The following is a 21,221-nucleotide window of genomic DNA, read 5'->3' as shown; positions in this document are numbered from 1 at the left end:
CCCCTATCAGGGAACGGCCGTATTTGGTGCATCTTGCGAGAAAATTTTCCCAATCAATGCGCACATACAGATGTATGCTGCGCTTTTACGGTTTCGCTGCGAATTAATTAAATATTGCAATTAATTCTTTTACCGGCCGGCGTAGCGAGCCCTGACAATTAATAAAACGCGATACTGGAAAACTTTTAATTTCTGCTTTTCTATAGTGGTAGCGAGTAAATTCAGTATCATGATTGGAAAGAATAACTGGAATACCCTTAGCTGCTGTTTCTTTAGCTAACTCCGTTAACTCAATTTGATCTTCTGTTGTAAACAGTTTTTTGGTGTAGGGTAGATGGTGTGATTTCTCTGAAAGAAGTACATAGGGGGGATCACAATAAATTACGTCGCCCCGCTCCGCGTATTCAAACGTTTTTCTGAAATCATTATGGATGAATTCTGTCTGTTGGCTTTTCAAATGAAAAAGTTGCATTTCTTTATGTGGAAAATATGGTTTGCTGTAAAGTCCAAAAGGAACGTTATAAATTCCTTTGGAGTTATATCGACATAATCCATTATAACCGTGACGATTTAGGTAAAGAAAAAGTGCAGATTTTTCTGCTGAATGAGGCGACATATTAAAATCAGATCGGAGTTGATAATATTTTTCTTTACGGTTGAATTCTGGGCTAAAATAAGTTTCGCAATGCTTAATGAATGCGTCTCCATTTCGTTGTAATGTAGTAAAAAGGTAGACTAAATCAAAATTACTTTCAGCCAACAGATAGGAAGAATAATTCGTATTCATAAAAACGACACCTGAGCCAGCAAAAGGCTCAATGAGACGTTTACCCGGAGGAAGAAAGGGAATAATCTTTTCCAGACAGTTGTATTTACTACCTGCCCATTTAAGAAAAGGTCTTATTTTAACCATAGGTTTTACCACGATTTATTCAGAAAGAAGTATTGCTTATTTTTAAGAAAAAAAACAGAATTTTTATTGCAAAAATTTACAACTATCTCAGTATGGCCTTTTTCTCATGTGTAGATGGCTCAAAAAAATGGGTATTGTTTCACAATAATTGTTAAGGCACATCTCTACTATCTTGGCCAAACTGCCCTGATTTCCTTGTGATCCGATGATGCTGACATACTCTATATATGCCGCGCTTCGGCTCTCGAAAATCAAGCCATTTGGACTTAAGCTGGCGAAATGCATAATGGGCCTAGCCTTCCCAAATTACAGGAAATAAAGGGTGGTCCATTGGGGCTCCTTTGGGAAGCTGTTCGCTCAATCCAGGGAAATCGGGTGAGGTTACCCATTTCCGTGGTGCATGAGTGATGTCGTCACCAAGAAAACGCACAGAGAATACTCTTCGTCGTTGATTGCAACGTACTCCACTTGCAGAATGAAGGGTGAGCATATGAAAACAAACTACGTCACCAGGAGTTATTTCCCAGCCAATAATGGGGTAATCTTCACGTTTTGAGTCAATATCTGGAAGATCAGCAAGGCTTCCTTCTGGAAACCATTTTGCTTGGTTATCCATAAAAGAACGAGGCATGAGCCATGGTCCCAAATGAGAACCTGCGATAAACTCCAAGGTGGATGCACGAGGTACTGGATCAACAGGTATCCATAAACTGCAATTTTGTATTCCTTCAATATTGTAATAGGGCTGATCCTGATGCCATGGGGTTCGCTGCCGCGTACCTGGTTCTTTAACCAGAAGGTGATCATGATACAGTCTTGTTTTTTTACTCTCCATGAGTTTACCAGCAATGAGACTAACTGGTGATTCAAAAATAAATTGTTGATAATGAGGATTCGTTTGCCAGGTGCAAAAATCTTCAATGAATTGTCCCGGATCATCATTTTTACTTGCAATTTTAACGCTAGGGCTGGGGGAGCTCAGGTTGAGCTCAATGCCTGTTCGAAGTAGTTCTATTTCTATAGGACTCAGAATTTGATGAATACAAACAGCGCCATCTTTTTTATAAGCATCAATTTGTGCTTGAGTAACAGCTGCCTCAACACGCTGAATAATCTGCTCTGAAAGAGAATAGTTTTTCATCTTTGGTGAAACAATGAGTCGTTTTCATTGATGTTACTAAAACTCAAGATAAAGAGCCATTTCTTAAATATGAGAATAATATTACGATAAGTTCTTAATTTTAAAAAAATCATGAGCGCTATTAAAAGTTATGCTATTTTACAGCTTTGCCATAAAAAAGGATTTACAGGTGCATGAGTTGAAATTAAAACCCAGTGAGCGAAAAATTATTTTTCTTGCTTCTTTGGGTGGTGCATTGGAGTTTTATGATTTTGTAATTTACGTTATTTTTGCACCAATAATCAGTCAGATTTTTTTTCCCGAAACCGACAAATTGGCCTCGTTGATGAGTGTATATGCCGTTTTCGCTATTGGCTATTTGATTCGTCCATTAGGAGGTATCGCTTTTAGTCATTTTGGAGATAAATACGGTCGTAAAAAAACGTTTATTTTTTCGGTGCTCTTGATGGCGGTTCCAACGGTTCTTATTGGAGTGTTACCCACATACCAACACATAGGGATTTTTTCGAGTATTCTTTTGATTTTTTTGAGGTTATTGCAAGGATTATCAATTGGCGGTGAAATTCCAGGAGCATTAACCTTTACTTGCGAACACGTAAATCCGCGCTCCAGGGCACTTGCTTGTGGTGTTATTTTTTCTTGTCTTAATTTAGGTATTTTTCTGGGGGCAATGATTAGTTTAATTCTAACGAGTCAACTTTCAAATGCACAATTATTGAGTTTTGGTTGGCGTATTCCCTTTATACTTGGTGGATTACTTGGAATATTCAGTTTCTATATTCGTAAACAATTGGCTGAGAGCCCCTTATTTCTTGCATTTAAAAATTCAACAGAAAATACGCGAATGCCTTTTGTCGAAGCAATTACTTTGCACTGGCGAAAAATTTTACAAGGTGTTGGTTTAACGTGCTTGGGCTCAGTAATGATTAATTTATTATTTTTATATATGCCTACATATCTTTCAACGATCCTTGCTTATCCGAAACAACAAGCGACCTTATTCAATACGATTAATTTGGGTTTTTATTCCTTGTTACTTATATTTTTTTGCTGGTGTGCTGATCGTTTGGGTCGTAAATTGGTGCTTTTAATTGGAGCATTTGGTTTTATTTTATTAAGCTATATTTTATTTGTTACTTTATCCAGACAAACGACTTCATCGCTGATTGCAGCCTTATTTATTTTTGCGATTTTGAGCAGCGCCATCATGGTTTATCCCAGCTTGCTGGTTGAACTATTCCCAGTCTCTATTCGTTACACTGGAATTGCTATTTCTTATAATCTCGCATTTGCTTTTTTCGGAGGTTTAACTCCATTTATTGCTACTTATTTAATTGAGGCACTAAACAACAACCTTGCTCCCAGCTTTTATCTAACACTGAGTGCAATTCTTTGTTTTGTCGCAGTATTAACTATTAAAAGACTCTATGTGGAAACGGAGGTTTCATCATGAATTCGGGAGTAAAAGCCGTTGTCTTTCTTATTTTATCTTTGCTGTTTTCATTAGTACATGCTGCGAGACCTTTTATTATTGATACTGATGTAGGAGTTGATGATGAATTGGCGATTCTCTATTTGTTAGCACAAAAAGACATTGATATTAAAGCGATAACCGTAGTGGGTACCGGTGAATCTCATTGTCCATCTGGATTAAGAAATGTTGCTGGATTATTGGCTTTAATGCATCATGAAAAAATTCCATTAGCCTGCGGACGTGATACACCGATGGCTGGAACACATCAATTCCCTGACTGGTTACGTAAAACCGCGGATAATTTAGCAGGCGCCGCCGATTTGTTACCTAAAGTTGCGAGGTCCTCTTCACAGACTGCATTACAGTTACTGGAGTCTACTTTAAAGAATGCGAAAGAGCCTGTTGAGATTTTAGCTATTGGTCCATTAACAAATCTTGGTGAACTTGTAGTCCGGATACCAGAGATAAAAAGCAAAATTAAAATGATTTATGTTATGGGTGGAGCAGTGGATAGTGCTGGAAATTTGGTTGAAGTGGATCATTCAATTCAAAATACTACTGCAGAATGGAATATCTATGTTGATCCTTATGCTGCAGACAAGGTATTTCGTTCAGAAATTCCTATCACTCTGGTAGGCCTGGATGTAACCAATCAGGTTCCTGTGACAAAAGATTTTTATCTTAAATTGAAACAAAATCAAAATAATCTAGCTAATCAATTTTTCTATGAACTTTTTCATCGCAATGAGGCCGAAATATTTGATCATAAGTGGTATTTTTGGGATGTGCTTTCTGCAGTCGTGGCACATGATAATTCAATTGTTAAATCCACGAATAAAAAATTACGTGTTGTATTAAGTCCAGAAAAACAATCGGGTACTACAGTGGTTGATGAAAAGGGTAACATGGTACGCGTGTGTACCGCGGTGAACCAGGGACGATTTGAAAACATTTTAATGGATGCTTTAAAGAAAACTTCTTGATTGAACTCTATTGGTAGAGCGGGATCCCACCGCGGATCCCGGTTTACATGAATTGGCATAGAATTCCCGGTTCTGCTGCGTGCGCCTGAATCTTCTACACATCGCTGAAAACCAGTTCTGCCTATTCCGACGTCCCGCGGACAAAGCCGCGGGGCATAGGCAGGGATGTGCTCAAGAGACAGTGCATGCACCCAGGTTATATTATATTTAATTGGGAAGGGAACGTTTTTCTTCAAAAAACGCTACTTTACCTGTCTTGATATCATGTAGGCCTGCCACAATCCCTATTTGTTTTTTACTAATTAAATCTTTGAGTATTGGGCTTCTTTCTTGTATTTCTCTGACAATTCTTAAGGCGTTGGCTTTAGCGATGGCATCAATTAGTTTAGGATCAGTACAATTTTTTGTTCCTTGCCCTTGCATACTTGTTTGCACAACGGGTTTAATTTTGTCTAAAACATCAGTTAAATGTCCGAGTTGGGCACCTTCACACGCACCTGCTACAGCACCGCATGAAGTATGTGCCAAGACTACAATAAGACGAGATCCAACTACTTTAGCTGCAAATTCCATACTACCCAAAATATCTTCATTGAGTACATTGCCAGCTACACGTAAGGTAAATAAATCAGCTAAACCTTGATCAAAAAAGAATTCAGGAACACTCCGTGAATCCATACAGTTGAGAACCACTGCAAATGGATATTGCCCATAAGAAGATTGATACGCTTGTTTTAAATAATCTCTGGATATTTGGGTATGGTTTAAAAAGCGCTGGTTTCCCTCTTTCAGGCGCTGTAGCGCTTGTTTTGGGGTCATTTTTTGTTGCTTTGCTTGAGTTAATGTTTTGCCCAAAATTGGCATCTCTGTCGCAGATGAACTTGCAAAGCCAGTAAATGCGTAGGTAAAACCCAATATTAACGTCAAAATTTTTATTAGATGCTGCATTATGATGCTCCGTTTCAATTAGAAATCATTCCTTTTTATTGATAATAACTTAATCTTACAATTCATACACTATTCTCTTGAATTTTAATAAAACGCCTCTATTTATAAATATGTAGAACACTATTTAGGAGAGGGTTATGAGTATCATAAGACGTGATTATTTTCCTGTATACAATGAACTTGGTTCCTTTTTAGAGAATTTTTTCAGGGGACAACAAGCAGATTCTTCTATAGTAGACACAAGTACATGGACGACTCCCGTAGATATTAAAGAAGAAAAAGAGCGCTTTTTAGTACTTGCAGATATTCCTGGTGTGAATAAAGAAGACATCCAAATATCCTTGGAACATAATATTTTAACGCTTCGTGGCGAGCGTCATTTCGAGAAAACAGAAAACAAAAATGGCTATACTCGTATGGAACGTTCCCAAGGTCAGTTTTATCGTCGCTTTAGCTTACCGCAAACTGCTGACGATACAAAAATAAGCGCTAAATACAAACAAGGGGTATTGGAAATTTCGATTCCTAAAAAGGAAATGGCAGTTGAGAAAAAAATTGATATTACAGTAGAAGAGTAATAGCTTGTAGCCCGGGTGAAGGCGTAAGCCGAAACCCGGGAATCATAATTTATATGGTACTTTTTTCAGCCAGTTCATCACATTTCTAAAGAGAATAGATAGTTTTTTATAAAGCTCTGCGCTTTATGCCTGAGTGCTCCCTATAAAATTATAAGATTTCAGTCAAGTGAGAACTCTGTCATCCCTGAGCAGAGATGGCAATGGAGAACACCCAGATATAAAGTGCGGTAGAGTAGAAAAATTGGTGTGAAGAGCTCACTGCCACTGGAGCTCACGAACATGCCGTGGGACATGCAAGGTAAGATCAAAAATCCTTTAGCTTAATGGCAGTGCAAGCCAATCTTTCCAAGATTGGGGTTAAGAAGCACTTTTCTCGGGGTTCAATGAAAAAATGCGAAGACGATGATGATCTGGATCAAGTGCTACGAAGGTATAGCCAAAATCCATCATCGTCGGGGGCTGAGCAACCTGGATCCCCTGTTGTTGCCAGAGCGTATAAAGTTCGTCAATCACATGATCATCTTGCACTTGCAATGAAAGCTCTCCTCCACCACCAAGTGTTGTTGCCCGAGGTTCAACAGAGTGCTTTGACCATAGACCAAAACGCATCCCTGATTTTAATAAAAACATGACAAAAGTAGGCGATGATTCAATAGGTTGGCTCTTGAGTAACTGCTCATAAAATGATGCACTAATCAGGGGAGCATCAACATAAAAAATGATTAAATTGGGATCAAGATACATAAAGAACTCCTTTTAATTTAATGGAGGTTTGAGTTTAAAAGATCATGCTGACAGCTTTTGTCAGTAGTGTTTACTTCTGAATCTACAAAGATATATGGATAACACGAATGATTGGTGTTTTAATATCGTCAAAGTTGTCCTGCCCAATAAGCAAGGCAGGAATATTTAAAAGGAAGTTGATCATGAATAAGTTCTATGTAGATCCCGATATAGCAAAAGCCTCTACTTTACCTGCATATTTTTATACGTCTTTGGAGTGTTTCGAACAAGCAAAAGAAAAAATATTTGCCAGAACGTGGCAGTTTTGTTGCAGTGCAGAAAGCTTGCGATTGGATGGGCAATTGGTACCTTTTACGTTATTGCCAGGATTGTTGGATGAACCTTTATTATTTGTTCATGATGAGCAAAACCGCTTTCGTTGTCTGAGTAATGTATGCACCCATAGGGGTAATATTTTGATTGAGGCACCGTGTTCTGCTGAGAAAATTAAGTGCTCCTATCATGGGCGTCGATTCAATCTTTGTGGCGAATTCCTGCATATGCCTGAATTTGAAAAGACCTGCAATTTCCCAACTGCAAAAGATAATTTACCGCAAATTCCATTTGATTGTCTTGAGCCATTTCTTTTCGCTTCATTAGCGCCTCAAGTGTCTTTTAAGGACGTGTTTGCTGATATTAAAGAACGCCTTTTCTGGTTGCCCATGGAAAAAATGCGTCTTGATCTGAATCGCTCACGCGACTATTTAGTTAAAGCACATTGGGCGTTGTATTGCGAAAATTATCTTGAAGCATTGCACATCCCTTTTGTCCATCATTCATTAAGAAAAGTGATTGATTGCACCACCTATACCACAGAGCTTTATCGTTATTGTAATTTGCAATTGGCTCTAGCCAGCCATGGGGAAGAGAGTTTTGTTTTACCTAAAGATTCGCCTGACTATGGTAAACAAGTCGCCGCTTATTATTATTGGATTTTTCCAAACACAATGCTTAATTTTTATCCGTGGGGATGCTCTGTCAATGTAGTGAAGCCATTAGGGCCTGAATTAACTAAAGTTTCATTTTTAACTTATGTTCTTGATGAAACCAAGTTAGGTAAAGGAGCAGGTGGTGATTTGGATAAAGTAGAACGTGAAGATGAAGCAGTTGTTGAGTCAGTCCAGCGGGGAATTCGTTCTCGTTTTTATGAAACAGGTCGTTTTTCTCCCACGAAAGAACAGGGAACTCATCATTTTCAACGGTTGCTTTGCGAATTTCTTAATGATTAATCGAATAAAGAATAGTAAGTAAAGATGATTCTTTAACTTAATGGTAGTGTGAGCGCTTACCCTTTTCCCAAATTCAAGGATTGAATGATGCATGATTTAGCTCAAGAGCCCTCGCTGCAACGCAAGCTTAATGCGCGTATATTGGGAATGATCACATTGGGTGGTTCTATTGGAACAGGCATTTTCTTAGCAAGTGGGAATGCTTTATCCATGGCGGGCCCTGGTGGTACATTGCTTGCCTACTTGATCATGGGGATCATGGTCTATTTTTTGATGGCGGGTCTTGGTGAAATGGCTGCATTCATGCCAACAAGTGGATCATTTTATGTTTATGCTGCTCGTTTTTTTGATCCCTCTTTAGGATACGCTTTAGGATGGAATTATTGGTATAGTTGCGCCATTTATATTGCTTCAGAAATCTCGGCCTCTGCATTAATGATGCATTTTTGGTTTCCTGAGAGTTCATCATTTCTTTGGTGTTCGGTTTTTCTCTTTCTGATCATAGGTTTTAATGCGATATCAACTAAAGCATTTGGCGAAGTAGAATATTGGCTTTCATTTATTAAAATCACAGTCATTGTTCTCTTTATTGTGACTGGATCTTTTCTGGTTTTCGGTTTCACAGATTATAAAGCAGGGGGATTTCAAAATTGGCGTATTGGCGATGCACCATTTCATAGTGGATGGATGGGTGTTCTTGCTGCTTTTGTTGCAGCAGGTTTTTCTTTTCAAGGTACGGAGTTAATCGGCGTTGCTGCAGGAGAGAGTGTTTATCCTGATAAAACAATTCCCAAAGCAATAAAAATGGTTTTTTGGCGAATTTTAATATTCTTCATTTTATCACTTTTTATTATCAGTCTTTTAATACCTTATACTTCATCACAATTAATCAGCTCTGATGTAGTAATGAGTCCTTTTACCTTGGTGTTTCAACAATATGATAAAGCTTTTGCTGCAATGATTATGAATGCGGTGATTCTTGTTGCAATCGTATCAACCGCAAATTCAAGTATGTATGTTGGCAGCAGAATGCTTTGGCATCTTGCCAAGGAAGGTCATGTTCCTCAAATTTTTTCTGTGGTTAATCAAAGAGGAATACCAATCTATGCTTTAGCCTTAACAAGTGTTGTTGCGATGATGGCTTTTTTATCTTCCATTTTTGGTAATGGTACCGTTTATTTTTGGTTACTCAATGCAACAAGCCTTTCCGGATTTATTGCTTGGATGGGAATAGCAATGAGCCATTATCGCTTTCGCAAAGCCTATTTGTGTCAAGGAAAAGACCCAGCTCAACTTCCTTATTTAGCTAGGGGATATCCTTTTGGTCCTTTATTTGCTTTTGGTGTGTGCATGATTGTGATTAGCGGTCAGAATTATTCTGCTCTAATGGCAACCCCAAAAGATTGGTATGGGTTGCTTATTTCTTATATTGGCGTACCACTGTTTTTAATGATTTGGATCGGACATAAGTGGATAAAAAAGACCAAAATTATCCCTTTGCATGAATGTAAGTTTGACTGTGAATAAGTAGGATCCATCTACATTTCTATTGTCTTGACCAAAATTGTTTGGGATTTTCTGTGGCGCAACGGTAAGCCTTGGGATGCATGTTTATAAAGGCGCACACCACGCCACACTACATCTAGTCCGCATTACCTGTGGTACGTAACAGAACTTGATTTGTGATAACGATAATTATTGTTTCATTTAATGGAATAATGCATTAAAAATAACAAATCGTTGGTATATTTATAGTAATAATGATTTATTCCAAAGAAGAGTTTTTATGCCATATAAAATACCAAACATCGTCATTGTAGGCGGTGGTTCAGGAGGAATGGAGTTGGCTGCATTGCTTGGCAATAAATATGGAAAAAGAGGCAAAGCTGCCATCACTCTGGTTGATTGTACGTCTACCCATATTTGGAAACCGCTGTTACATGAGGTTGCAGCAGGGAGTTTCTTTACAAATGAAAATGAAATTGACTACCTTGCCTATGCTGCCACGCATCATTTTCACTTTGTTTTAGGGGCACTTGAAGGTTTAGACCGGAGTAAAAAAGAAATCTATTTATCTCCATTTTACAGTCACGAACAAGAGGTTCTCCCAAAGAGAGCCCTTTCATTTGATATTTTAATTATTGCCGTGGGCAGTGTTGCTAATGATTTTAGTATCCCAGGAGTGCGTGAACATTGTTTATTTTTAGATAACATTCACCAAGCAGTCTATTTTCATCGCGAATTATTAAATCATTTCATGCGACTTTCCCAGCAACCCCAACAAAGCCAATTTAATGTGGTCATCGTAGGTGGTGGTGCTACTGGGATTGAATTAATCGCAGAATTGAATCATGCAATCCACGAAATTATAAATTATGGAATTGGCATTCAATCCGAAATTATTTCTTTTACTCTAATCGAGGCTGCAAGCAGGTTGTTGACTGCACTTCCAAAAGAGCTTTCCGAAAAAGTGTTTACTGAATTAACACGTATGGGTGTAACAATTTGTGTTAACGAACAAGTGAATGAAGTGACAGAAAAAGGCTTACATACTAAATCAACACAATTTATTCCTGCAGATCTTATTGTTTGGACTGCTGGTATTAAGGCCCCAGATTTTTTGCGTCATTTGGATGGTTTGGAGGTTAATCAAATCAACCAGTTACTAGTCAAGCAAACATTACAAACAACCCTGGATGATTCGATTTTTGCCTTAGGTGATTGTGCGAGCTGCCCACAAACCAATTCAGACAAAACTGTGCCGCCGCGCGCGCAGGCGGCACATCAGCAAGCCCGTTTTCTGTATAAAAATTTGAATAACTATTTAGAAGGTAAACCTTTACCTCTTTATCATTATCGCGACCATGGCTCCTTGGTTACATTAAGTCATCATGTAGTGGGTAACTTGATGGGTAAAATTACTAAGAATTTAATGATCGAAGGAAAACTAGCGCGTTTATTTTATTTATCTTTATACAAACAACATCAAATTTCTTTATATGGTTGGTGGCGGGTTTGTTTGCTCACTTTATCGAATTTGTTAAGTCGCAGAGTAAAGCCCAGACTTAAACTCCACTAAAGACGAGATAAAAGCTATATCTTGGGGTTATCCAGTGTATCCTTTCTTTGTTTCATGCAAAAAAATGGTATAAAGTAAAATCGAAAAATTATAAGGCAGGAAGCAATAATGTGGGATCAGAATAAAAAAAAATATTTAAAACGTCTGTCCAAGATTAAACCTTATCTTAGGAACGATAAATTTGTTGAGGCAAATGACATAATAACAGTACTTTCACATCTCATTCACTCGGGTGATCGAGTATGTATTGAAGGAGATAATCAAAAGCAGGCCAATTTTTTAGCTGCCGCTATGACTCAATTAAATCCTGCTAAAATAAATCACTTACATATGATTCAATCCGCTATTGCGTTACCAGAACATCTTGATGTGTTTGAAAAAGGGATTGCAAGCCGAATTGATTTTGCCTATTCAGGCCCACAATCGACTCGTCTTGCTGATATGGTAAAAAATAAAAAGATCGAGATAGGTAATATTCATACTTATAATGAACTTTTTGGACGCTTGGTCGCCGATTTGACCCCAAATGTTTGTTTGTTGATGGCAGATAAAGCAGACAGGGAGGGAAATTTATTTACCGGAGCAAATACAGAAGATACTCCCGCTATTATCGAAGCGACCAATTTTAAAGATGGTGTGGTTGTTGTACAAGTCAATGAGGTAGTGGATCGCTTACCGCGAATTGATATTCCAGCAGATTGGGTTGATATCATTGTTCAAGGTTCGGAAGCATCTTATATCGAGCCACTTTTTACCCGTGATCCTGCTCATATTGATGAAGTAAAAATATTAATGGCCATGATGGTGATTAAAGGAATATACGCACCTTATCAAGTGAATATCTTAAATCATGGTGTAGGGTTTAATACATGTGCTATTGAATTGCTGTTGCCTACCTATGCTGAATCATTAGGTCTAAAAGGAAAAATATGCCAACACTGGATTGTTAATCCTGTACCTACCTTAATACCTGCGATTGAAGCAGGATTTGTAAAAACCATTTATCCGTTTGGCGGCGAGGTAGGAATGAATCGTTATGCAGCTTCCCGACCCGATGTTTTTTTTACAGGTAAAGAAGGATGTTTGCGTTCGAATCGTATGTTAGGTCAATTAGCAGGGCATTATGCTTGCGATGTTTTTATCGGCGCAACATTGCAGATGGATCTTGAGGGAAATAGTTCTACAGCTGTTGAGGGACGTATCGCGGGTTTTGGCGGTGCCCCTAACATGGGGTGTGATGCCCCTGGCCGGCGCCACTCTTCTTATGCCTGGTTGAAAGCAGGCCAAGAACGAAGTGAGGCATTGGGATTAAAAATGCCGCGCGGAAGAAAATTAGTGATTCAAATGGTAGAAACGTTCCAAAGTTCAGCACAACCCACATTTGTTGAAAAACTGGATGCCTGGGCTTTGCAAAAATCGATGAATGCTGATTTGCCTGCGGTGATGATTTATGGAGAGGATATAAGTCATGTTGTTACGGAAGAAGGCATTGCCAATCTTCTGATGTGCCGCACTCTTGAGGAGCGTGAACAGGCTATTCGAGGTATTGCAGGATATACCGAAGTTGGAATAAAGCGCGATAGGAAAAAGGTTGAGGAATTGCGTCACCGAGGTGTCATTAAACGCCCTGAAGATTTAGGAATCAAGGTCTCTGATGCAACTCGAGATTTATTGGCAGCTAAGTCAATTCGTGACCTTGTTGATCGTTCAAAGGGCTTATATGAACCGCCTGTAAAATTTAGAAATTGGTAGGTAAAGAATATGGAAAAAATGGAATTTCGTTTTACACTTCCTGGTGAACGTTTACAAGGCAAAAAAACCGTTTGTGGCGTTGTCGGCTCAGGTAATCTGGAAGTCATTATTGAAGAAAACCCCACTTCTGAGACAATTTTTACGATTCAGACTGCAATTGATCATTATAAGCCAGTTTGGAAGATGGTTGTTGGCGATTTTGTAAATCAACACCAACCTGTTGGTTTGCAATTTACCCTCAATGATAATGGAGCAATACCCGCAGTCGTTTTATTGCGTTTAAGCCAGGCATTAGAGGAATTTCAAGGGAACCACAAAATAGGGAATCATTATGAAGAGCTTGATGCACGTGAACGAATCCAGGTTCTTTTTGATAAAGATTCGTTCACTGAGTGGCTTGCTGATGAAAAGCTTTATAGCCCCTATTTAGCTGCTTTAAATTTGCCAGGTGAAGCAGATGATGGCATCGTTATTGGCTCAGCCCTGTTACAAAAGAGCAAAGTACTTGTTGCGGCCCAGCAAAAAGATTTTATGGGAGGGGCAGTGGGTGAAATTCATGGGGCGAAACTTACCGGCTTATTTAAAGCCGCGATTGCCACCCAAGCTAAGGCGGTAATTCTTCTCATTGACAGTGGAGGGGTGCGTTTACATGAAGCCAATGCAGGAGAAATATCCATTTCAGAAACGATTCGTGCTGTTTTTGAAGCAAGGCGCCATGGAGTAACTACAGTAGGTGTTATTTGTGGGAAAAATGGCGCTTTTGGTGGTATGGGGATTATTTCTGCGTGTTTGGATTATCTGGTGATTAATGAAGTAGGGCGTATTGGAGTATCCGGTCCGGAGGTGATTCAGGCAGTCGCTGGTGTTAAAGCATTTAATTCACAAGATAGAGCTCTAGTGTGGCGTGTATATGGAGGAAAAACTCGCTATTTACAGAATATTGCTCAAAGCTATGCGGGTTCGGATGTCGGTACGTTACGCGCTAAACTGATTGTTGCGCTTGATAAGGGCGTTTCTTTGGATCTTAACTCCATAAAGCAAAAGCATGCATTGTTAAAAAAGCGTTTGCAGGAAACCCAGGGGTTCCAAGAAGAGGGTACCTATCTCAAGCAAGTTGCTCCAAAATATGCTGCAACTCTTTTTGATATGGACGAGCGAGAATTTTTGGATGCAGCAAAACATATAAAAAAGAAATCGTAAAAATCGTAGCCCGGGTGCAGTGAAGCGGAACCCGGGTTTAACCGGATTTTGGATTCCCGGGTTCCGCTTCGCTGCACCCAGGCTACGAGGCAAGGTTTAGGATTGTTGTCGTTCCCGCTTGCGGGAACGACAAAAAAACGAAATCAAGGGATACGTACGACTCATGCAGAAGGAATAAGAAAATGGTTGCATTAAAGGATCTTCTCCAACAAATCTTTTCTCAGGAAGTGGAGTTGGCAGAGAATCAATCGGTTGTTTATGGACAAGCAATGCTGAATAATCAATTGATTCATATTCTTGGGGTAAAAGAGTCAACATTCCTAGGCGTAGAACAAGCGTTGATTATGGCTCAGCACGTCATCGACATTCTTGAGAGTCGATCAAAAGAGCCAGTTCTGCTTTTAGTCGATGTTGCTGGACAAGAATTAACAATGCGTGATGAATGGTTGGGCATGCAACAATATTTTGGTCATTTACTTGAATGTTTGGAATGCCTGCGCCAACAGGGAAATATCTTAATATCGCTTGTTTATAACCAAGCATTAGGTGGGGCTTTTATTGCCTATGGTTTGATGGCAGATACAATTTTAGCTTTACCTGATGCAGCATTAGCTGTGATGTGGTTAGAAGGGATTGCCAAAGTAACCAAAATAGAATTAAGCACGCTTCAGGATCTCAGTAAGACATTTCCAGTTTTTGCCCCTGGGGTACAAAATTTTTATGAACTTGGTGGCTTGCATGAGATTGTCAATTCATCTGAACTTGCTGAAAAAATCAATTGGGCGATTCAAAAGAAAAATACTACAGATGATCGGGCACTCTTGGGGAGCAAGCGAGGAGGTAGAAAGCTTGCCTACTCAATTATCAATAAAGTAGCCAATCATTTATGAGTTTACAAAGGCATCATTTAATTTATCTTCAACCGGATGCAGATTTTGCTGTTGCTTCGATTCATGAAAATAAGAAAATGATTGAAGAACAAGTATCCCTCTGGCTTGAAAAAGGCTTGCCTTGTATTTATGCCAAACAATTAATGCACCAGGAAACAATTAATCTGGGATTAACTCTTTTGCATGCCGGGAATAAGCACCGCGTTGGTTTACAGGTTGCCCCATCATTTGTGCAAAAACAAAAGCCGCTTCCTCAACTCCTGGAGATGCAGGATTTTTTTTCTTCTTATTACGGGATAAAAAAGTTAGATACCTTTATTAAGCTGTTGCCAATTTCTGATATTGCTGTTTATGGATCATTTTTGTTTCATTATGTATCAGGATATTCTTTTGTTGATCACGCTTCAGATCTTGATTTACTTATCTCGTACCAAAACTATTCTTTAGTTGATTTAAGTGAATCTATTGCTGCGTTAACAAAAAAATTAAATCGAATTATTGATGGCGAGGTTCGTTTTCCTTGTCTTGGTGATATTCCTATTAAAGAGTTGCTTCATTTATCTGCAAAAAAACTGTTGTGTAAGAGTAGGGACAAGGTTACGTTATTATCAAGAGCAGAACTTTATGAACACTATCCATTGCTGTGAACGAACGCTCGCCAGAATAGCAGTTAGAGCCCTTTATTTTGAAGTCAAAGCGTACCCTAAACCAGGCTTGGTCAGCTTTAAGGATACAGGGGCACATCATGATATGAACGGTGAAACATTTTATCGTAGCTTATTTACCTTACGCCATTATTTTTATCAAATCACAAAAAAAGGATTAGTAAATGATTCTTTTGAGGCGTTAAAACAAGTGGCTATTGAGGCAGAACAGCGCATGCTGGGAAAAACTCAGGGAGTAAATACTCATCGTGGTGCTATTTTTGCTTTGGGTATCGTTTGCGTTTCTGTAATAAGGCTGGCCCAGGAAAAAAAACAATTCACTCCTGAGGATGTTCACCGGCAAATATTGAAAGACTGGCCAAGGTATTTGGTGAACCATCATGGGGATCCAGAAAGTCATGGGGCTATAGTGCGTCAAAGATATAAGGTTGTTGATGCCAAGCAAATGGCAATTCATGGGTATGATTTAATTTTTCAATTACTTCCTGATTTTATTTCACTTTTCATTGAGACCCAATCCCTGGATACCGTCTGTTTGTTTGCGTACTCAGAGCTTTTACTGCATATGGATGATACGAACATTCTTTATAGGAAAGGTAAGTTAGCGCTGGATGATGCAAAACACAAAATAGCAGAGTTATTGGCAGTTCGATGTTTACAAACTCGTCAAAAGAAGGCATTGAAGCTGCATCAACTTTTTTCTGAAGCAGGGGTTAGTCCAGGGGGGGTAGCTGATTTGCTCAGTGTCTTATTATTTTTAGGTCAATTATTCTGTGATCAACTCCGCGATTACCCTGATCTTAAAAAATTTTAGAAAAAACAACTATACTCTAATTATAAGGCATTTCATTTATAAGGTAATTCTTTTTTTTGAATAGGGAGAAAGGATATGGAACCCAGTAATCATTTATCTCAATCTCAATTAGATTTAATACCCATACTTTCTCGTGCAACTATTTTTACAGGCATTGGTCACATTGAACAGAAAATGCTAGCTGATAAATGTGTTATTGAAAATTATAGGCCTGAAGAAATCGTTATCGAACAAGGTGAAATAGGGGACAAGCTTTATATTATTATTCGAGGTTCGGTGCAAGTTTCTATAAAAACACAGTCAATGGGTTGGAAACGCATTAATACTTTGGGGGCTGGTGATGTGTTCGGGGAAATCGCTATTTTACGCAATATTCGCAGAACGGCGCGTATTAGTACCATCACTGCTTGTCAGTTTCTGACGATTAGCGCAAGTGACTTTTTGGCAGTCTATCAATATTTTCCTGCACGTGCGCGCGACAATATTCAGCTGGTTGTTGCTAAACGGTTACAAGAAAGTGGCGCTCATGTGCGTTTGTAAAATACAGCCATTGTTAGGAGCTCCTATTTTCACTGGCCTATTTATTTTTACGACAGGGCAATGTTATTGACATCTCGCTCAAAAACAATGATTGCATGAGTTATCGAACGAAATTGAAATTGCGATTTCCGGAAATAAAATGGAAACGAATTTTATTAATCTTATCTTAGGATTTATTGAAGGGTTTGCCCTAATTATTTCTCCTTGTATTTTGCCTATCTTACCTATTTTTCTAGCAGGGTCACTTACCGGATCCAAAAAACGACCGATGGGGATTATTGTCGGTTTTACTTTGTTTTTTTCCTTATTGGTGTTCTTTTCCCATCAATTAGTACATTACTTAGATGTCGATTTTAATTTAGTTCGGGAGATTGGTTATGTCATTTTACTCCTTTTGGGAGCCATCATGATCTCGAATTATTTAACAGAGCAATTTGGTAAAATAACCCAGGGATTCACTCGAATAAGTACCTTTTTTTCTTCAGTCAACAAACCAGAAGGGGGATTTTGGAATGGACTTTTCTTAGGGGGAATCATTGCAATTATTTGGACTCCTTGTGCTGGGCCAATTTTGGCAGCGATTATCGTACAGACTGCATTACAGGAAACGACACTAATCAGTTTCTTTACTTTGATGGCGTTTGCTCTGGGCGCTGCAATTCCCATGTTTATTATTTCCCTATACGGAAAAAAGTTAATAAATACCTTCTCCTTTTTTAAAACACGCGCCACTCTTTTTCGTAAATTTTTAGGAGGAGTAATTATTGCGAGCGTAGTCTATATGGTTTACTTTGAAGGAGAGGTGGTCTCCTCTTCAGTGGTTCCTCAAACAGGAATTAAAACATCAAATTCACTGATTAATGGCTTATGGTTTACTTATCAAGCACCACCGATACAAGGTGTTGATGCCTGGATTAATTCACCTCCTTTACGCTTGATTGATTTACGTGGAAAAGTGATCTTAATTGATTTTTGGACTTATTCTTGTATCAATTGTTTACGTACCTTACCTTATCTTAATGATTGGCATAAGCGCTATCATGATAAAGGACTCGTCATTATTGGTATCCATACGCCTGAATTTGATTTTGAAAAAAATGTAGATAATGTCAAAGCTGCAGTGAAACGATATGGAATTTTATATCCTGTAGCACTTGATAATCAATTTATGACCTGGAGAAACTATAAGAATCATTATTGGCCTGCTCATTATTTAATTAATAAAAAAGGTGATGTGGTCTATAGACGTTTTGGTGAAGGTGAGTATGAGGTGATGGAGAACAATATTCGCTTTTTGTTGGGGATTAAGGACTTAAGCACTATAAGGTCTTTAAAAGAAAGTTCAGTAAGTATTGCACAAACACCAGAAACTTACTTGGGATATGCGAAGGCCGATTCCTATTACAGTCCCGAACTCATAAAAGATAAAACCACTCGCTATCATTTTTCTGATAAATTATCTGCTAATGCCTGGGGCTTGGACGGATTATGGCAAGTCAATGCGGAGAATATCGTTGCACAAGAAGCAAATGCGGCGATTAAAATACACTTTAATGCACGCAAAGTATATGCTGTTATGGGAAATAGTACTGCTAAACCTATTAAGGTTAAAGTGGTTTTAACTGATGAACAATCAGGAAAAAAGCTGCAGGAAAGTAGCATTTTAGTTGATAAATATTCTCTTTATGAGTTGATTTCGGAAAAGAAATTTATCAGTGGATACCTGCAAATTATGGCGAGTGAGCCTGGAGTGAAAGTATATACTTTTACCTTTGGAAGCTAACGTTTGATTTTAAGGCTTGTTGGTCGGAACTATTTTGGGTTGCTAGTTCATCACAAAGTGTCGTTTCTTTTTTCTTTTCACAAAAGAAAAAAGCCGGATTTGGCCTTGGAGAACTGAATTCTAAAAGTTTTACAGGCTCTTGTTATAATTGCGGAGGAATAGAGCATGTGGACTGACAGTCTTGTTGAAGCAATTCAGAATAGTAGCCTGTTCTTCTTCTGAAAAAGGCTGTATTGGCATAGCATTTCCTTTAAGTAAGTGCGCCTGTAAAGCACTTCGATGTGCTGTTTTTATTTTTTGATAATAGAAAGAACCTTTTTTACTTCAGCAACGATTTTTCCCTCTTCGTCGGTTATAGGGACAATAAATTCTGAGTCAATTTTTTTTGCCTCATTGACTTCAAGGCGAATTTTTTCAACGTGTTCTGGGGATAACTCAAATTGTGCGTAAAGTGTGCCTTTAGCGGGTATTTTATAACGAATGGAAGCTGATTTATCCCAAACAATATACCCCTTTCCTAATGAATGCATGAGCATTAACATATAAAATGGATCAGTCATTGAGTACATGGAACCACCAAAATGCGTCCCCACATAATTTTTATTCCAAAAACGCATCTTCATTTGGACCACAATATAGGTACCATCAGAATGAAATTTTTTTACGCTGATTCCAGCACCCCAAAAAGGCGGCCAAAACCGTATCATTCTTAACAGTGTTGAAAGTTTCATGCAAATAGTTCCAATATGAAATAGAGGGGTTCCAGACTCTATTTTTCATTTTATGGCCATTTCAGTCAATAAATATTATATACTTCATTCCGCTTTTTTAATTGGATTATAAGGTTCTTTTCATGTGCCGCTTCATCGTAAAAAAAATTTTTGTCCTCGCTGCAATGATTCCTCTGGTGGCGAATAGTCAAAATAATTTCTCCTACCTTCCGCCTGTTTTTACTGAGAGTCACAGGTTTACAAAAATTCAGGCAGTGTTTCCAGCCATTGATGAAATGTACCAAAACTACGCTGAAAAAAATCATGTTCCTGGTTATGTGTATGGGATTATTTTAGATGGACGTCTAGTACATACTGGAAGCAGTGGTTTCACGGATATTGCCAAAAGAACTCCTGTGACTACTCGATCCATGTTTCGCATTGCATCGATGACTAAAAGCTTCACAGCCATGGCTGTTTTAAAACTTCGCGATGAAGGCAAATTAAGATTGGATGATCCCGCCTTTTTTTATATTCCTGAATTAAAAAATCAGAAATTAACCCAAGATGCAGCAGAGATTACAATTCGTGATTTATTAACTCATTCGGCAGGATTCCCTGAAGACAATCCATGGGGTGATAGAAATTTGAGTAAGACGGATGAAGAATTAATCGACCTAATAAAACATGGAATTTCTTTATCTAATATTTCTGGAATATCATTTGAATACAGTAACCTAGGGTTTGCACTTCTGGGATTAATTGTTAAAAAAGTATCAGGGGTTTCCTATCAGGAATATATTGCTGCAAATATTTGGCAGCCTCTAGATATGAAGCAGGCCGCATGGGAATTTACACAAGTTCCTACAGATCAATTAGCACATGGTTATCAATGGGTAAATGGTGATTGGCAAGAAGAGCCCTTATTACACGATGGCAGTTATGCTTCTATGGGAGGGATGATTACTTCCATCGAAGCATTCAGTCATTATGTTGCATTACATCAATATGCATGGCCTGCGCGCGATGATGCAGAAACAGGTCCAATAAAAAGAAGCTCCATTCGTGAAATGCATCAACCGTGGCGATTTTATGCTGTGAATTCAACAGCTAAAGTAAATGACAAAGAGTGTCCGACAATTAGTGCTTACGGCTATGGCTTAAGATGGTCCAGAGATTGTAATGAAAAAATATCGGTAGGACATAGTGGCGGCCTTCCTGGTTTTGGTAGTAATTGGCTCATGTTGCCTGAATATGGAATAGGCGTCGTTTTATTAACTAATGTGACTTATGCTGCTGCGGAGGTAATTAATGTCCAAGCGGTGAATCAACTGATTAACGAAGCTCAATTGAGGCCAAGAGCGTTACCCCCTTCAAAAATTTTGCATGAACGACAAAAAGCATTAATGAAGTTACTCCCTGAATGGAAGAATGTAAAAGCAAGCGGGTTGTTCGCAATGAATTTTTTTCTAGATTCACCAGTTGCTTCATTGCAAAAGAAAACTCAAACTCTGTTCACCAAAGCAGGTAAAATCCTCAATGTAGGTGATGTAATTCCAGAAAATCAATTACGGGGTTATTTTATTATCCAAGGAGAAAAAGCAAATCTTAAAGTCAGTTTTACTTTATCACCAGAAAATCCTGCATTAATTCAGAAATATGAAATAGAAGAAAAAGCATAAACCTGACTAAATGCAGCAAAGTTCTGCTTTGTTGCATTTAGCCCATGATAATAGAAT

General features: G+C 38.5%; 19 protein-coding genes. 14 read left to right on the top strand and 5 right to left on the bottom strand.

Going from position 1 to position 21,221, the window contains the following annotated elements; all coding sequences use genetic code 11:
- Nucleotides 1–103: 103 nt before the first annotated feature.
- Both DY223_RS12530 and DY223_RS12525 read right to left on the bottom strand, forming a co-directional pair.
- On the bottom strand, nucleotides 104–913 hold the full coding sequence (locus DY223_RS12530; protein ID WP_058460086.1) for a DNA adenine methylase: 810 nt from the start codon (nucleotides 911–913) through the stop codon (nucleotides 104–106).
- Nucleotides 914–1,205: 292 nt separating this feature from the next.
- On the bottom strand, nucleotides 1,206–2,054 hold the full coding sequence (locus DY223_RS12525; RefSeq protein WP_058460087.1) for a phytanoyl-CoA dioxygenase family protein: 849 nt from the start codon (nucleotides 2,052–2,054) through the stop codon (nucleotides 1,206–1,208).
- A gap of 169 nt (nucleotides 2,055–2,223) precedes the next feature.
- Between DY223_RS12525 and DY223_RS12520 the strand changes: the two genes are divergently transcribed.
- Together DY223_RS12520 and DY223_RS12515 are read left to right on the top strand one after the other, a co-directional pair.
- Entirely contained in the window at nucleotides 2,224–3,507 is a 1,284-nt protein-coding gene (locus tag DY223_RS12520) for an MFS transporter (RefSeq protein WP_235810547.1), read from the top strand.
- On the top strand, nucleotides 3,504–4,511 hold the full coding sequence (locus tag DY223_RS12515) for a nucleoside hydrolase (RefSeq protein WP_058460089.1): 1,008 nt from the start codon (nucleotides 3,504–3,506) through the stop codon (nucleotides 4,509–4,511). Before DY223_RS12520 ends, DY223_RS12515 begins: the two co-directional genes overlap by 4 nt.
- A 207-nt stretch (nucleotides 4,512–4,718) precedes the next feature.
- On the opposite strand, the gene DY223_RS12510 is transcribed toward DY223_RS12515, so the two are convergent.
- Nucleotides 4,719–5,459 carry a carbonic anhydrase family protein gene (locus tag DY223_RS12510; protein ID WP_058460090.1) on the bottom strand — a complete coding sequence of 247 codons (741 nt, stop codon included), beginning with the start codon at nucleotides 5,457–5,459 and terminating at the stop codon, nucleotides 4,719–4,721.
- A 137-nt stretch (nucleotides 5,460–5,596) separates the two neighbouring features.
- Between DY223_RS12510 and DY223_RS12505 the strand changes: the two genes are divergently transcribed.
- Entirely contained in the window at nucleotides 5,597–6,037 is a 441-nt protein-coding gene (locus tag DY223_RS12505; protein ID WP_058460091.1) for an Hsp20/alpha crystallin family protein, read from the top strand.
- Nucleotides 6,038–6,394: 357 nt separating this feature from the next.
- Here DY223_RS12505 and DY223_RS12500 read toward each other — a convergent pair whose 3' ends face one another.
- A complete protein-coding gene (locus DY223_RS12500) occupies nucleotides 6,395–6,781 on the bottom strand; it encodes a VOC family protein (protein WP_058460092.1) in 387 nt (128 codons plus the stop codon).
- Between the two features lie 182 nt (nucleotides 6,782–6,963).
- Here DY223_RS12500 and DY223_RS12495 point away from each other — a divergent pair, with 182 nt between their 5' ends.
- From DY223_RS12495 to DY223_RS12450, 10 genes are all read left to right on the top strand, one after another.
- On the top strand, nucleotides 6,964–8,049 hold the full coding sequence (locus DY223_RS12495) for an SRPBCC family protein (protein ID WP_058460093.1): 1,086 nt from the start codon (nucleotides 6,964–6,966) through the stop codon (nucleotides 8,047–8,049).
- A gap of 84 nt (nucleotides 8,050–8,133) precedes the next feature.
- Nucleotides 8,134–9,576 (top strand): amino acid permease, encoded by a 1,443-nt coding sequence (locus DY223_RS12490; protein ID WP_174223915.1) that lies wholly within the window; start codon nucleotides 8,134–8,136, stop codon nucleotides 9,574–9,576.
- A 259-nt stretch (nucleotides 9,577–9,835) separates the two neighbouring features.
- Nucleotides 9,836–11,128 carry an NAD(P)/FAD-dependent oxidoreductase gene (locus DY223_RS12485; protein WP_058460095.1) on the top strand — a complete coding sequence of 431 codons (1,293 nt, stop codon included), beginning with the start codon at nucleotides 9,836–9,838 and terminating at the stop codon, nucleotides 11,126–11,128.
- 108 nt (nucleotides 11,129–11,236) lie between these two features.
- The gene (gene mdcA, locus DY223_RS12480; protein ID WP_058460096.1) at nucleotides 11,237–12,880 is read left to right on the top strand and encodes a malonate decarboxylase subunit alpha; all 1,644 of its coding nucleotides are present in this window, start codon (nucleotides 11,237–11,239) and stop codon (nucleotides 12,878–12,880) included.
- A gap of 9 nt (nucleotides 12,881–12,889) precedes the next feature.
- Nucleotides 12,890–14,080 carry a biotin-independent malonate decarboxylase subunit beta gene (locus DY223_RS12475; RefSeq protein WP_058460097.1) on the top strand — a complete coding sequence of 397 codons (1,191 nt, stop codon included), beginning with the start codon at nucleotides 12,890–12,892 and terminating at the stop codon, nucleotides 14,078–14,080.
- A gap of 182 nt (nucleotides 14,081–14,262) precedes the next feature.
- Nucleotides 14,263–14,970 (top strand): biotin-independent malonate decarboxylase subunit gamma, encoded by a 708-nt coding sequence (locus DY223_RS12470; RefSeq protein WP_058460098.1) that lies wholly within the window; start codon nucleotides 14,263–14,265, stop codon nucleotides 14,968–14,970.
- On the top strand, nucleotides 14,967–15,617 hold the full coding sequence (locus tag DY223_RS12465) for a phosphoribosyl-dephospho-CoA transferase MdcG domain-containing protein (protein WP_058460099.1): 651 nt from the start codon (nucleotides 14,967–14,969) through the stop codon (nucleotides 15,615–15,617). The genes DY223_RS12470 and DY223_RS12465 overlap by 4 nt, the downstream gene beginning before the upstream one ends.
- Nucleotides 15,595–16,449, top strand: a complete 855-nt coding sequence (locus DY223_RS12460) for a triphosphoribosyl-dephospho-CoA synthase (protein ID WP_058460100.1) — start codon at nucleotides 15,595–15,597, stop codon at nucleotides 16,447–16,449. The genes DY223_RS12465 and DY223_RS12460 overlap by 23 nt, the downstream gene beginning before the upstream one ends.
- Before the next feature lie 75 nt (nucleotides 16,450–16,524).
- Nucleotides 16,525–16,989, top strand: coding sequence for a cyclic nucleotide-binding domain-containing protein (locus DY223_RS12455; RefSeq protein WP_058460101.1), 465 nt, complete (start codon nucleotides 16,525–16,527; stop codon nucleotides 16,987–16,989).
- 139 nt (nucleotides 16,990–17,128) lie between these two features.
- Nucleotides 17,129–18,772 (top strand): cytochrome c biogenesis protein DipZ, encoded by a 1,644-nt coding sequence (locus tag DY223_RS12450; protein ID WP_058460102.1) that lies wholly within the window; start codon nucleotides 17,129–17,131, stop codon nucleotides 18,770–18,772.
- A 290-nt stretch (nucleotides 18,773–19,062) separates the two neighbouring features.
- On the opposite strand, the gene DY223_RS12445 is transcribed toward DY223_RS12450, so the two are convergent.
- Complete coding sequence (locus tag DY223_RS12445; RefSeq protein ID WP_058460103.1) at nucleotides 19,063–19,503, bottom strand: DUF4442 domain-containing protein; 441 nt, start codon at nucleotides 19,501–19,503, stop codon at nucleotides 19,063–19,065.
- Between the two features lie 122 nt (nucleotides 19,504–19,625).
- Between DY223_RS12445 and DY223_RS12440 the strand changes: the two genes are divergently transcribed.
- Entirely contained in the window at nucleotides 19,626–21,164 is a 1,539-nt protein-coding gene (locus DY223_RS12440; protein WP_058460104.1) for a serine hydrolase domain-containing protein, read from the top strand.
- Nucleotides 21,165–21,221 lie beyond the last annotated feature (57 nt).

The sequence above is a fragment of the Legionella bozemanae genome, assembly GCF_900450575.1.
GTDB classification, from domain to species: Bacteria; Pseudomonadota; Gammaproteobacteria; order Legionellales; family Legionellaceae; genus Legionella; species Legionella bozemanae.
The sequence above is the reverse complement of the archived record's forward strand: the minus strand, read 5'-3'. Positions and strand labels throughout refer to the sequence as shown.

What these genes read in the sequence shown, in the direction of transcription:
- DY223_RS12490 (WP_174223915.1), top strand. Translation starts at nt 8,134, where the DNA reads ATGATGCATGATTTAGCTCAAGAGCCCTCGCTGCAACGCAAGCTTAAT.
- DY223_RS12530 (WP_058460086.1), bottom strand. Translation starts at nt 913, where the DNA reads ATGGTTAAAATAAGACCTTTTCTTAAATGGGCAGGTAGTAAATACAAC.
- DY223_RS12440 (WP_058460104.1), top strand. Translation starts at nt 19,626, where the DNA reads ATGTGCCGCTTCATCGTAAAAAAAATTTTTGTCCTCGCTGCAATGATT.
- DY223_RS12475 (WP_058460097.1), top strand. Translation starts at nt 12,890, where the DNA reads ATGGAAAAAATGGAATTTCGTTTTACACTTCCTGGTGAACGTTTACAA.
- DY223_RS12495 (WP_058460093.1), top strand. Translation starts at nt 6,964, where the DNA reads ATGAATAAGTTCTATGTAGATCCCGATATAGCAAAAGCCTCTACTTTA.
- DY223_RS12515 (WP_058460089.1), top strand. Translation starts at nt 3,504, where the DNA reads ATGAATTCGGGAGTAAAAGCCGTTGTCTTTCTTATTTTATCTTTGCTG.
- DY223_RS12470 (WP_058460098.1), top strand. Translation starts at nt 14,263, where the DNA reads ATGGTTGCATTAAAGGATCTTCTCCAACAAATCTTTTCTCAGGAAGTG.
- mdcA (WP_058460096.1), top strand. Translation starts at nt 11,237, where the DNA reads ATGTGGGATCAGAATAAAAAAAAATATTTAAAACGTCTGTCCAAGATT.
- DY223_RS12455 (WP_058460101.1), top strand. Translation starts at nt 16,525, where the DNA reads ATGGAACCCAGTAATCATTTATCTCAATCTCAATTAGATTTAATACCC.
- DY223_RS12465 (WP_058460099.1), top strand. Translation starts at nt 14,967, where the DNA reads ATGAGTTTACAAAGGCATCATTTAATTTATCTTCAACCGGATGCAGAT.
- DY223_RS12445 (WP_058460103.1), bottom strand. Translation starts at nt 19,503, where the DNA reads ATGAAACTTTCAACACTGTTAAGAATGATACGGTTTTGGCCGCCTTTT.
- DY223_RS12525 (WP_058460087.1), bottom strand. Translation starts at nt 2,054, where the DNA reads ATGAAAAACTATTCTCTTTCAGAGCAGATTATTCAGCGTGTTGAGGCA.
- DY223_RS12485 (WP_058460095.1), top strand. Translation starts at nt 9,836, where the DNA reads ATGCCATATAAAATACCAAACATCGTCATTGTAGGCGGTGGTTCAGGA.
- DY223_RS12510 (WP_058460090.1), bottom strand. Translation starts at nt 5,459, where the DNA reads ATGCAGCATCTAATAAAAATTTTGACGTTAATATTGGGTTTTACCTAC.
- DY223_RS12500 (WP_058460092.1), bottom strand. Translation starts at nt 6,781, where the DNA reads ATGTATCTTGATCCCAATTTAATCATTTTTTATGTTGATGCTCCCCTG.
- DY223_RS12450 (WP_058460102.1), top strand. Translation starts at nt 17,129, where the DNA reads ATGGAAACGAATTTTATTAATCTTATCTTAGGATTTATTGAAGGGTTT.
- DY223_RS12460 (WP_058460100.1), top strand. Translation starts at nt 15,595, where the DNA reads ATGAACACTATCCATTGCTGTGAACGAACGCTCGCCAGAATAGCAGTT.
- DY223_RS12505 (WP_058460091.1), top strand. Translation starts at nt 5,597, where the DNA reads ATGAGTATCATAAGACGTGATTATTTTCCTGTATACAATGAACTTGGT.